This window comes from Pseudomonas oryzihabitans, assembly GCF_024652905.1.
Taxonomy (GTDB): domain Bacteria; phylum Pseudomonadota; class Gammaproteobacteria; order Pseudomonadales; family Pseudomonadaceae; genus Chryseomonas; species Chryseomonas benzopyrenica.
In genome coordinates this window covers 3,334,826-3,346,726 of sequence record NZ_CP102428.1, presented here as the reverse complement: position 1 = coordinate 3,346,726, position 11,901 = coordinate 3,334,826, and the positions used below count along the sequence as shown (strand labels likewise).

Sequence of the window (11,901 nt, the reverse complement as noted above, 5' to 3'; positions counted from 1 at the left end):
TCCAGTTAATATTTTTTGTGATAACGAATGAAAGCTGGTGACCATTGAGCGCCTTTTCCCTCGTGCCAGAAGATTGGTGGTACATTATCTGGCGTATTGTGAGAGAATCCAATTAAAAGTTGCCCGTCCTTGTAACCCAAAGGGTGAGATGGCCAAAGCTTTGAACCGTAACAAACAACGATATCTCGCATTTGTTCTTTATCAAACCAGTCTGGAGGGTTGGAGAAGTAACGGGAGGAATCGTGAAAAGCTTTATATGTCTCATCAAGCTCAAAAAGACTCATCGCCTGTCCATTAAATAGTTTTGCGTCGTTTAATTTCTCTAAACCATGGGCGGTGGCGAATAAAGACATAAATCTGATTTCGATGCCAGGATTGGATTCTCGAATGCTTTGCAAGTATCCGCCGAGATATTGACTTATTTGGGTTCCAGATCCCACTATATCGTCAAAAAAAACTATCCGCGTAACACTCATGTCTCTGGCGCGCATTATTAGGCGGCCTGAATCTCTATCCGTCAATGGACTGAAAGCGCCAGTTATATCAATAAAAAGATCTTTGGAAAGGTAATTCACTTGCCGGAAGTAGTAGAGTAAGTGCGCCCCGCTCTCAGATGGATTTCCTACTCCGATAAAGCGGGTTGCATTAAGCTGCTCTTCATAAACTTTGTCTATTAAAGATACATCGAGGGTGCCGCCAAAATTCCTACGTATCCGCTGGCGTAAAGGCGATGCAAAGTGATCTCTATAGAGAGATTTTAACATCTCTCGCATTAGTCGTTTGCCAAAATACATAAATCTTGAAAGTGCAAATAGGCCGTAGAGTTGCTCTTTATCGGTGTCAAGTAAGCGGCCGTTAAAATTAGATAGCCAGCTCTCTATTTCTTCCCATGTGACTTCCTTGTCCCATGCATGATTGACCAAGGTTCTTAGCTTTGCCTCACAGGCTGCTCGATGCATATAGATAATCTACCTTGAGAAGACTAATACACTTTCGCGCGAAATGACTGAGGCTGTTCTGTTTCGCTTAGTCATGAGGCCGCGAGATTTAATATGATCAATAAGACTTAGCTCGAGATTCATCCCTGCATCCCTCATGACGTCGATGGCAAATTGGTCGTTCCTTAGAACCTGATTGCACACCTGGTTATTGCCAAGGACCAATACTACATGTCCACCTTGACAAGTAACTTTTGCCATCTCTTGAAGAGAGCGCTTCATCTCTAGGAGGTATTGTTTGGTGATTATGTAACGCGTCTCATTAGTTTTGCGGATAGCTAACAATACGTCATCATAAGCTTTAGGGAGGCTGATTTCCTCCAGATTTATTCGCCTCTGATGCGGGGCGTGCTCCCTACCGATTGACCTATCCTCTAAGGTGGTTAATTGAGTAGGGCTTACAAAACCTAGCCAGTTTAGAGAAAGGCTGCTAGCTCTTATGTATTTCTGCGCACTACCATACGGAGGTGACGTAATGATTAATGGCACGCCTTTGGAGCCAATACATTCCGTGTTCGCCAAGGATGAATTAGTGAGGTTTCGCGCATCATCGCTTACTACGATGGCACGTTTTCTAGTCGGATTTGTTTGGTTTGCTAATGCTGTTCGCTCAATGTTTGTAACACAGATTCGCCTGTATTCTTCTAGGGCTGATGCAGTTTCAACCCAGTTTATGCGATCTTGAATTCGTTTATTAACCAGTTCGCTAAATCTATCTTTGGTTTTGAGTTTGACGGGGACGGAAATCGCTTGATCGGCATAGCTTAGTCTTCTAGCTACAACAGAGAAACAGACCCTGAAAAAGTCTCTCAGGCTTTCATTTTCTACTTCCATAACTGAGCGAAGTAAAATCTCTAGGCTCTTCTTTTGATTTTCGTGATACCAGTGATGTGCATTCACAATGGCAATATCTGGAGCTTTTCTATACCTCTTTGCCTTTGAGACTATCCGGTTAAGCTCATCCGTAAGTTCAACCGAGTCATACGAGGTGGTTTTGACTTTGGTGATCAGTAGTGCTAAAGGATTTGCGTCAGCTACATAAGGTGTAGCACCAGCCAAAGAGGACTCAAGAGCCACTGTTCCGGACCCGCAAAACGGGTCCAGAACCTTTTTTTCATGGGGCATAAGTGAGGTGGCGTGAACAAAAAAATTGGCAATATTGGGAAGAAGCTTAGCTGGGTATGGGTGAATTTGATGCGTCTGTTGATCCCCAAGCTTTACCCAGTTTACCATTTGCCTAAAATCCACCTCTACGGGTAGCCCTCTGGCTTGGAATTCATCTTTAAGGCTCTTAAATATTAATGAAGTATCAACTTCAGCCATTTCAGTTTTTTCTGACGCAGCAGATGATTCATTCAATGACCTGATAGTCATTTCAATCGTACCCACACGTCGTTCTCCCGCCAAATTTCGTTCACTAGCAATCAGGTATCAGTACCGATACCCCATCGGCCTCTTGGAAGGAGGCGATGACTCGCCACTTTTTCATGCTTTGAGCAGAAGCTCTCAATGCTGCTAAGTTTACCCGAGCTTACACCTCCGGCGGGGTTCCGCTTGCACATACGATCAAAGAGATTCTCATCGGGCAATGGGTAAGCTGAGAGGCCTATGCCAGGGTAGGTAATCAGAGGTTCCAGCCTAGAAGACAATGTAGATTCAGGGAAAGCGGTCTCGCTACATCCTGGTGTAAATGAGGCGGTGGGGCAATTTCGTTCGAGTCGAGGTGTTCAACTCGTGAGAACACGCTGAGTCTTTGTTCAGCTCTAAGCTTTTGAATCACAGCGAGGTAAAGACGTGTTGTGGGGACATCGCTCACCCGACAATAGGCCTGCCTGTCGAGTCGCCGGTGGGCGAAAAGACATACCAGCAGCTCGCCCAGGCATCCCTTCATCCAGGGTGACTTGAGCAGGCCGATGGCGGAGGCGAGCGGTAGCAGCCAGAACAGCCTCGGCGCGAAGGGCGCTAGAAGGGGAAAGTCCATTTCCCAGATCCTGTAGATAGCGAGACTTAAGGTAAGACTAGATCAGGCAGGCGAGGGCTGCGGTGCCGTTCGGAGGGGATTCGCGACCGGCTTTCGGATAAAGCCGAATCTCAGGCATGAAAAAGCCGCGCAACGCGCGGCTCCTGAAAGCTGGTGGGCCCACACGGACTCGAACCGTGGACCAAAGGATTATGAGTCCTCTGCTCTAACCAACTGAGCTATAGGCCCTATAGCGCGGTGGAGTATACCGGGGTGGGGGAGGATCGCCAAACCCTTGTCGGGCATAAAAAAACCGGAGCCTGAGCTCCGGTTTCTGGTGCAGCGTGGGCGCCTTACTCGTCGAGGAAGGAGCGCAGGTGTTCGCTGCGGGACGGATGGCGCAGCTTGCGCAGGGCCTTGGCTTCGATCTGGCGGATACGCTCGCGGGTGACGTCGAACTGCTTGCCCACTTCCTCAAGGGTGTGGTCAGTGTTCATGTCGATGCCGAAGCGCATGCGCAGGACCTTGGCTTCACGGGCGGTGAGGCCGGAGAGCACGTCGCGGGTGGCTTCCTTGAGGCTTTCGCTGGTGGCCACTTCGATCGGGGACTGCATGGTGCTGTCCTCGATGAAATCACCCAGGTGCGAATCCTCGTCGTCGCCGATGGGCGTCTCCATGGAGATCGGTTCCTTGGCGATCTTGAGCACCTTGCGGATCTTGTCCTCGGGCATCTCCATGCGCTCGCCCAGCTCTTCCGGGGTCGGCTCGCGACCCATCTCCTGCAGCATCTGGCGGGAGATCCGGTTCAGCTTGTTGATCGTCTCGATCATGTGCACCGGAATCCGGATGGTGCGCGCCTGGTCGGCGATGGAGCGGGTGATGGCCTGGCGAATCCACCAGGTGGCATAGGTGGAGAACTTGTAGCCACGGCGGTATTCGAACTTGTCCACCGCCTTCATCAGGCCGATGTTGCCTTCCTGGATCAGGTCGAGGAATTGCAGACCGCGGTTGGTGTACTTCTTGGCGATGGAGATCACCAGGCGCAGGTTCGCCTCGACCATTTCCTTCTTGGCGCGGCGGGCCTTGGCCTCGCCGATGGACATGGCGCGGTTGATGTCCTTGATCTGCGAGACTTTCAGCTCGTAGTCACGCTCCAGCTCGGCCAACTGGGCCTGCTTGGCCTGGATGTCGGCCTGGAAGCGCTCGAGACCCTCGGCGTACTTGGGCTTGCCCTTGAGCAGGCCGGCGGTCCATTCGGTGTTGGTCTCGTTGCCCGGGAAGTGGCGCAGGAAGTCGGCACGCGGCATGCGCGCATCGCGCACGGCCAGCTGCATGATGGCGCGCTCGAGGCCACGCACGCGCTCCAGGGACTCGCGCACGCGGGTCACCAGGGCTTCGTACTGCTTGGGCACCAGCTTGATCGGCGAGAACAGCAGGGCCAGGGCAACGAATTCTTCCACGGCGTGATCGTTATCGCGGCCGTGCTTCTTCAGTGTCTTCTTGGTCTTTTCCAGCTGCTCGGCGACCGCGCCGAAACGCAGGCGAGCCTCTTCCGGATCCGGACCGCCGTCGCCTTCTTCCTCGTCGGCGTCGTCGCTTTCTTCCTCTTCGTCCTTCTCGTCGTCCACGGCCTTGGCATCGGTGGCCTTGTTCGGGACGGGCAGCTCATTGCTCTCGTTGGGCAGGGTGCCGTCGTCGGGATCGATATAGCCGGCGAGGACGTCGGACAGGCGACCGCCTTCGGTGGTGACGCGGGTGTATTCGCTGAGGATGTAGTCGACGGTGCCCGGGAACTGGGCGATGGCGCCCATGACTTCGCGGATGCCTTCCTCGATGCGCTTGGCGATCTCGATCTCGCCTTCGCGGGTCAGGAGCTCCACGGTACCCATTTCACGCATGTACATGCGCACTGGGTCGGTGGTGCGGCCGACATCGCTCTCCACCGCGGCCAGGGCGGCGGCGGCTTCTTCGGCGGCGGCTTCGTCGGTATCCGTCTCGGCCAGCAGCAGGGCATCGGCGTCCGGCGCGGTTTCGAATACGTTGATCCCCATGTCATTGATCATGCGGATGATGTCTTCCACCTGTTCCGGATCTGAAATATCCTCCGGTAGGTGGTCATTGACCTCCGCGTAAGTCAGGTAACCCTGCTCACGACCGCGGGCGATCAATTCTTTCAGACGGGATTGCTGTTGCGCTTTTCCGGACATAGGTACCCTTCCACTGAAGGCTTAGGCGGGCAAAAATAGCTGAACATTATAGCCGGTTAGACGGTGGTCGTGCCAGTTAGGTCACGGACCCCGCCGGACGGCTGAGGAGTTCGCGTAGGCGGTCCTTGTCTTCGGAGCTCAGCTCGCTCTGTCGCGCCTTGCGTAGGAGTTGCTCCAGCGAGCGATCACGCTGGCTGGCGGCTAACCTCGTTATGGTGTCGAAAAACTGTTGTTCAAGGTTGTCGCCGGCAATCAGCCATTCTTTTTCCGCCAGGGCGCGCAGCAGTCGGCCCTGTTCGGTCCCGTGCCAGCGCGCGATGAGCGCCAGGGTGCTTTGCCCCGGTTTCTTCTGCAGCGCCTCGACCAGGGCGACCAGCAGCTGGGCGTACTGATCGCTTTCCTCGGCCAGGTTGCGGGCGTCCTGTACCGCCTGGGCCAGGGTCGGATGGTGCAGCAGGCTGCGCAGCGCGGCCAGTACCGGCGTCTCCACCTTGACCGGGGGCTGACGTGGAATGCGCTCGCCGCCACCCTTGCCGTTGAAATCCTTTTTCCAGCCCTTGCCATCGCGCCCGCCCTTGCCGTCGCGGCGTGGCGTCCACTGCTGCTGTGCGGGGGCTTCTTCGGCATGGGCATAGGCATAGTCGCCATAGTCCATGGGAGGAGCGTCCTGCGGCGGCGCGGCGGGTGCCAGCTGGCTCAACGCCTCGTTGCCCAGGCCAGTGAGTTCGCTCAGGCGCTGGCGCATTAGCAGCCGCAGGTTGTTGCCAGGGATCTTCTCGATCAGCGGCGCCGCCAAGGTGGCCAGGTGTGCCTTGCCCTCCAGGGTGGCCGGATCCGCCTCGATCATCAGTTGCTGGAAGAAGTACTCGGCCAGCGGCTGGGCCTGCTGGACGAAGCGCGCCTGGAAGGCATCCGCGCCTTCGGCACGGACCAGGGTATCCGGGTCTTCGCCTTCGGGCAGGAACAGGAAGCGCACCCGAAAGCCGTCCTTGAGCACCGGTAGTGCCGATTCCAGGGCGCGCCAGGCGGCGCTACGGCCGGCCTGGTCGCCGTCGAAACAGAACAGGATGCTCGGCACGATGCGGAACAGTCGCTTGATGTGCTCTTCGCTGGTGGCGGTGCCCAGGGTGGCCACGGCATTGCGGATGCCTTGCTGGGCCAGGGCGATGACGTCCATGTAGCCTTCCACGACCAGGATCTCGTCCAGGTCACGGTTGTGCTTGCGCGCCTCGAACAGGCCGTAGAGTTCCTGGCCCTTGTGGAACACCGGGGTCTCCGGCGAGTTGAGGTACTTGGGCTTGTCGTCGCCCAGCACGCGGCCGCCAAAGGCGATGACCCGACCACGGCTGTCGCGGATGGGGAAGATCACCCGGTCGCGAAAGCGGTCGTAGCGCTTGCCGCTCTCAGCGTTTTCCACCAGCAGGCCGGCATCGAGCATGGCCTTCTGCTGGAGGTCATCGCCGCCCAGGTGCTTGCCCAGGTTGTCCCAGCCGGGCGGGGCGAAGCCCAGGCCGAAGTCACGGGCGATCTCGCCGGTCAGGCCGCGCTTCTTCAGGTAGTCCACCGCCGCCTGGCGCTTGGGATGGTTGCGCAGCGCCAGGCGATAGAACTCGGCGGCTGCGGCCAGCAAGGGGTAGAGCGGGGAGTCCGTGGGTTGTCGCGGCTTGCGCCGGCCGCCGCTTTCTTCGCGTGGCACCTCGACGCCGGCACGCTTGGCCAGCTCCTCGACCGCCTCGGGAAATTCGAGGTTGTCGTGGTCCATGATGAAGCCCAGGGCATTGCCGCCCGCGCCGCAGCCGAAGCAGTAGTAGAACTGCTTGTCAGGGCTGACGCTGAAGGAGGGCGTCTTCTCGTTATGGAAGGGGCAGCAGGCCATCCAGTTCTTGCCGGCCTTCTTGAGCTTCACCCGCGCGCCCACCACCTCGACGATGTCGGTGCGATTGAGCAGGTCGTCGATGAAGCCTTGCGGGATGAGTCCGGCCATGGTCAGCGTCTGGATAGAAGGGCGAAGAGCGGAGGGTGGAGCGAGGAGGGCAGTCTAGCGCCAGAGGACGCCAGGGCGAAACGGGAGGGCCAGAAACAAACAACCCGACCAGAGGTCGGGTTGTCTTATGACGCCAGAAGAGCGCTGTAACTCAGTACAGGCGCTCGCGACGGCGCTGCTCGCGCTGTACTTTCTTGGCGTGACGCTTGACCGCGGCGGCAGCTTTACGCTTGCGCTCAGCGGTGGGCTTTTCGTAGAACTCGCGGCTACGAACTTCGGCCAGTACACCGGCCTTCTCGCAGGAACGCTTGAAACGACGCAGCGCTACGTCGAAGGGTTCGTTTTCTTTGACTTTGACGTTGGGCATCCAGGTCGTACCTTCAAATTTACCGAGGTTTAATCCAACGCTAGCGGCAAAAGGGCACGGGAAGCGTCGGTTTTTAAGGGTTGCGGATAGTAACTCTTCAACTGCCTTGCTGCCAAGCCCTGGCGGACGAAAAGCGCTGGCCGGTGCTGGAAGCGGCGCTTATCATGCGCAGCCTGACATCTTATACCCTCGAAGGCTTATCTCCATGCGTGTTCTGGGACTGGAAACGTCCTGCGATGAAACCGGCGTCGCCCTCTACGACAGCGAGCGCGGCCTGCTGGCCGATGCGCTGTTCAGCCAGATCGATCTGCACCGTGTCTACGGTGGCGTGGTGCCGGAGCTCGCTTCGCGCGACCACGTCAAGCGCATGCTGCCGCTGATCCGCGAAGTGCTGGACGAGGCGGGCAGCCGCCCTGAAGACGTGGACGCCATCGCCTATACCGCCGGCCCCGGTCTGGTCGGCGCCCTGCTGGTGGGCGCGGCCTGCGCCCAGGCATTGGCGCTGGCCTGGGGCGTGCCCGCCTTGGGCGTCCACCATATGGAAGGTCATCTGCTGGCGCCCATGCTCGAAGAGCAGCCGCCGCAGTTTCCCTTCGTCGCCCTGCTGGTCTCCGGTGGCCACACCCAGCTGGTACAGGTGGATGGCATCGGTCGCTATACGGTGCTGGGCGAGTCCCTGGACGACGCCGCCGGCGAGGCCTTCGACAAGACCGCCAAGCTGTTGGGCCTGAGCTATCCGGGCGGACCGGAAATCGCGCGCCTGGCCGAGCGTGGCGTCCCAGGCCGCTTCGTCTTCCCGCGACCGATGACCGATCGGCCGGGGCTGGAATTCAGCTTCAGTGGTCTCAAGACGTTCACCCTCACCACCTGGCAGCGTTGCAAGGCCGCCGGTGACGATGGCGAGCAGACCCGCTGCGACATCGCCCTGGCCTTCCAGACGGCGGTGGTCGAGACCCTGACGATCAAGTGCAAGAGAGCGCTGAAGCAGGCCGGTCTGAAGTCACTGGTGATCGCCGGTGGCGTCAGTGCCAACCAGGCGCTGCGCCAGACGCTGGAGCAGATGCTTGGCGAGCTGGGTGGTCACGTCTTCTATGCCCGGCCGCGCTTCTGCACCGACAATGGCGCCATGATCGCCTATGCCGGTTGCCAGCGGTTGCTGGCTGGCCAGCACGAGGGCCCGGCCATTGCCGTCAAGGCGCGCTGGCCCATGGAGCAGCTGGCGGCGCTCTGAGACGGGCGGAGGGCGTCGCCGGGTAATCCCCGTGCGGCGCCAGGGTCAAAAATGACGCTCGGTCCCCTGACGCAGGGCGCGCAGATTGTGTCTATGGCGAATCAGGATGAGCAGCGCGAGCAGCAGCATCGGCGCCAACAGGTCCGGGCGCTGCCAGGCGAACAGCGGCAGGATGCCGAGCAGCGCCACTAGCGACGCCAGGGAGGCGATCCGGAGCGTGGCGAACACCGTGGCCCAAAGGGCGAGACCCAGTAGGGCAGCGGGTGGATAGACCCCCAGCAGCAGACCGGCGGCCGTGGCGACGCCCTTGCCGCCTCTGAAGTGGAAGTACAGCGGATAGAGATGACCGACCACGGCAGCCAGGCCAATCCAGGCCTGCTGCAGCGGCGAGAGTCCCAGCTGCTGAGCGATGAGCACGGGAATCAGGCTCTTGCTCAGGTCGCCGGCCAGGGTCAGCAGCGCCAGCTTGCGTCCGGCCAGGCGCAGCATGTTGCTGGCGCCGGGATTGCCGGAGCCGTCGTGACGCGGATCGCAGGTGCCGAACAGGCGACTGAGCAGCACGGCGAAGGACAGCGAGCCCAGCAGGTAGGCCAGCAGGAGCAGCAGCCAGAACATGGTAGGGTTCCGCGCCAGGAGAAGGCTCGATTCTACCGACAGCCCGCCGCCCGACGATAGGCCGGCGGTGACGATCACACAGAGCACGCTAAAGGTGCGAGGCAAAGGCAGTGGACAAGGTTTTCATCGAGGGGCTCGAGGTCGACACCGTGATAGGGGTGTACGACTGGGAGCGTGACATCCGCCAGTGCCTGCGCATCGATCTCACCATGGGCTGGGATATCCGCGCGGCGGCCGCGAACGACGAAATCGAACACACCCTGAACTATGCAGCGGTGGCCGAGCGCATCACCGCCTTTGCCCACGAGACCGCCTTCGAACTGGTCGAGACCTTCGCCGAGCGCCTGGCCGCCTTGCTGCAGGCGGAGTTCAAGCTGCCCTGGCTGCGCCTGCGCATCACCAAGCCCGGTGCGGTGCCGACCGCCCGGGGCGTGGGCGTGGAGATCGAGCGGGGGCAGGCGTGACCCGGGTCTATCTGGGGCTGGGTAGCAACATCCAGCGCGAGCAGCATCTGGGCATGGCCCTGGACGAACTCGCGACGCTGCTGACCGACCTGCAGTGCTCACCGGTGTTCGAAAGCGAGGCGGTGGGTATCCGCAGCGCGCCTTTCTTCAACCTGGTGGTGGCGGGTGACACCGAGCTCGATCCCGCGACCCTGAGTCAGAGACTCAAGGCCATCGAAACCCGTAGCGGTCGTTATGCGCCGGATCGCCAGGGCCTGCCGCTGGACATCGATATCCTGCTGCATGGCGACCTGAGCGGCGAGTTCGATGGCCTGACCCTGCCGCGCGCCGAGATCCTGCGCAACGCCTTCGTGCTCTGGCCGCTGGCCTTACTGGCCGGTGAGCGGCGGCACCCGGACAATGGTCGGAGTTTTGACGAGCTGTGGCAGGAGATGCGCGACCAGACCACCCAGGTGCTGCGGCCGGTATCCTTTAGCTGGAAGGGTATGGCGTTGACGCCGGCAGCGTTGCTTGGCGCCAAGCTGGCGTAACGCAGTGGTCGTTGGGCTTCGCTGCGCTCAGCTCCAACCTACGGGGACCCGGCTTGCGCTTGGCCTTCCTCTTCCTGCCGTAAGTTGAGACGGCACCATCGTCGAAGCCCAACGGAGCTACGGGGTAGGGGTGTTGGGCTTCGCTGCGCTCAGCGCCAACCTACGGGGACCCGGCTTGCGCTTGGCCTTCCTCTTCCTGCCGTAGGTTGGGTTGAGACGGCACCATCGTCGAAGCCCAGCGGTGCTCCGGGGTAGGGGTGTTGGGCTTCGCTGTGCTCAACCCAACCTACGGGTAGGGTAGGTTGGGTTGAGACGGCTCTATCGTCGAAGCCCAACAGGCGGCATGCATGGCGGCCATTGTTGGGCCTCGCGGCGCTCAGCGCCAACCTACGAGAGCTGGGCCAGGGCGTCGAGGCGGGCCTGCTTGAGGGCCTCGCCCAGGGCGGCGCCCTTGAAGCCCTGGGCGACCAAGGGCTGGACCTCGACCCCGCGCAACACCTCGGCTGCCTGGCGCAGCAGGGTCAACGGTGGTTCGCCGTCGTCGGTCCTTACCGCCGCCGCACAGGTGCAGGCCTGGAGGAACTCCTCGAAGCGCGCCGGACGCCGCAAGACGTCGAAACCCTGCAGCAGCTCGAACCAGGCCTCCGGTGTCAGCTGTCGCGCCTGCAGGGCCGTGGGCCAATGGCGCGCCAGCAACAAGGCCAGTTCGGCGGGTTCGCGCGGGACCTTGAGGCGGGCGTTGATGGCAGCATGTCGCTCTTCCGGTACGTCCAGCAGCAGGCAGGCCCAGCGTACGTTCAGTGAGGCCTGGACCTCGGCGCTCTGGCGCAGGGTGGCATAGACCCGGGCGCCGGGTTCGGGTTGCTCACCGGCGAACCCGGCAGCCACCTCCGGCAGGAGCGCCGCCAGGGCGCCGCAGTCGTGCAGCACCCGAATGAAGACATCGGGTCGCTCTTCGAGCAGGGCGCGCGAGATTTCCTTCCAAAGTCGTTCGGCGGTCAGGGCGTCCAGCTCGCCACTGGCGACCATCTCCTGCATCAGCAGCAGCGTCTCGGGCGCCACCTGGAAACCCAGGCTGCAATAGCGGGCGGCGAAGCGGGCGACGCGCAGCACGCGCAACGGATCTTCGGCGAAGGCGGGCGAGACGTGGCGCAACAGGCGCGCCTGGAGATCGGCGCGGCCGCCGTAGGGGTCGATGACCTGGCCGTCGTCGTCTTCGGCCATGGCGTTGACGGTCAGGTCGCGACGGATCAGATCCTGTTCCAAGGTGACATCGGGCGCGGCGTGGAAGGTGAAGCCACCGTAGCCGCGCCCGCTCTTGCGTTCGGTACGGGCCAGGGCGTATTCCTCACCGGTCTGGGGATGCAGGAACACCGGGAAATCGGCGCCCACCGGGCGATAGCCCTGGGCGGCGAGGGCTTCGGCGGTGGCGCCCACCACGACCCAGTCGACTTCGGTGACCGGTCGGCCGAGCAGGCGATCCCGTACGGCACCGCCCACCTTGTAGATTTGCATAGAAAAAGACCTCCTTGCGGAGGTCTAGGA

10 protein-coding genes and 1 tRNA gene are annotated in these 11,901 nt (G+C 60.3%); 3 read left to right on the top strand and 8 right to left on the bottom strand.

Features of this window, described 5'->3' with window-relative positions; all coding sequences use genetic code 11:
* Positions 1-5: 5 nt before the first annotated feature.
* The 6 genes from NRG74_RS15465 to rpsU form a co-directional block, all read right to left on the bottom strand.
* Positions 6-959, bottom strand: a complete 954-nt coding sequence (locus NRG74_RS15465; protein ID WP_257704710.1) for a phosphoribosyltransferase-like protein — start codon at positions 957-959, stop codon at positions 6-8.
* 9 nt (positions 960-968) lie between these two features.
* Positions 969-2,387 (bottom strand): hypothetical protein, encoded by a 1,419-nt coding sequence (locus NRG74_RS15460; protein ID WP_257704709.1) that lies wholly within the window; start codon positions 2,385-2,387, stop codon positions 969-971.
* A 743-nt stretch (positions 2,388-3,130) separates the two neighbouring features.
* Positions 3,131-3,207: transfer RNA gene (locus NRG74_RS15455), tRNA-Ile, on the bottom strand.
* A gap of 104 nt (positions 3,208-3,311) precedes the next feature.
* Positions 3,312-5,165, bottom strand: coding sequence for an RNA polymerase sigma factor RpoD (rpoD, locus tag NRG74_RS15450; protein ID WP_064306814.1), 1,854 nt, complete (start codon positions 5,163-5,165; stop codon positions 3,312-3,314).
* 76 nt (positions 5,166-5,241) lie between these two features.
* The gene (dnaG, locus tag NRG74_RS15445; RefSeq protein WP_257704708.1) at positions 5,242-7,149 is read right to left on the bottom strand and encodes a DNA primase; all 1,908 of its coding nucleotides are present in this window, start codon (positions 7,147-7,149) and stop codon (positions 5,242-5,244) included.
* Positions 7,150-7,300: 151 nt separating this feature from the next.
* A complete protein-coding gene (gene rpsU, locus NRG74_RS15440; protein ID WP_007159750.1) occupies positions 7,301-7,516 on the bottom strand; it encodes a 30S ribosomal protein S21 in 216 nt (71 codons plus the stop codon).
* 205 nt (positions 7,517-7,721) lie between these two features.
* On the opposite strand from rpsU, the gene tsaD reads away from it, so the two are divergent.
* Positions 7,722-8,747 carry a tRNA (adenosine(37)-N6)-threonylcarbamoyltransferase complex transferase subunit TsaD gene (gene tsaD / locus NRG74_RS15435; RefSeq protein WP_257704707.1) on the top strand — a complete coding sequence of 342 codons (1,026 nt, stop codon included), beginning with the start codon at positions 7,722-7,724 and terminating at the stop codon, positions 8,745-8,747.
* A gap of 45 nt (positions 8,748-8,792) precedes the next feature.
* Here tsaD and plsY read toward each other — a convergent pair whose 3' ends face one another.
* Positions 8,793-9,362, bottom strand: a complete 570-nt coding sequence (gene plsY / locus NRG74_RS15430) for a glycerol-3-phosphate 1-O-acyltransferase PlsY (protein ID WP_257704706.1) — start codon at positions 9,360-9,362, stop codon at positions 8,793-8,795.
* Positions 9,363-9,472: 110 nt separating this feature from the next.
* On the opposite strand from plsY, the gene folB reads away from it, so the two are divergent.
* Both folB and folK read left to right on the top strand, forming a co-directional pair.
* Positions 9,473-9,826: a dihydroneopterin aldolase gene (gene folB, locus NRG74_RS15425; RefSeq protein ID WP_257704705.1), complete on the top strand. Its 354-nt coding sequence runs from the start codon at positions 9,473-9,475 to the stop codon at positions 9,824-9,826.
* On the top strand, positions 9,823-10,356 hold the full coding sequence (gene folK, locus NRG74_RS15420) for a 2-amino-4-hydroxy-6-hydroxymethyldihydropteridine diphosphokinase (RefSeq protein WP_231357123.1): 534 nt from the start codon (positions 9,823-9,825) through the stop codon (positions 10,354-10,356). The genes folB and folK overlap by 4 nt, the downstream gene beginning before the upstream one ends.
* Before the next feature lie 387 nt (positions 10,357-10,743).
* Here the strand turns inward: folK and NRG74_RS15415 are convergent, their stop codons facing one another.
* A complete protein-coding gene (locus tag NRG74_RS15415; protein WP_017639523.1) occupies positions 10,744-11,871 on the bottom strand; it encodes a multifunctional CCA addition/repair protein in 1,128 nt (375 codons plus the stop codon).
* Between the last annotated feature and the right edge of the window lie 30 nt (positions 11,872-11,901).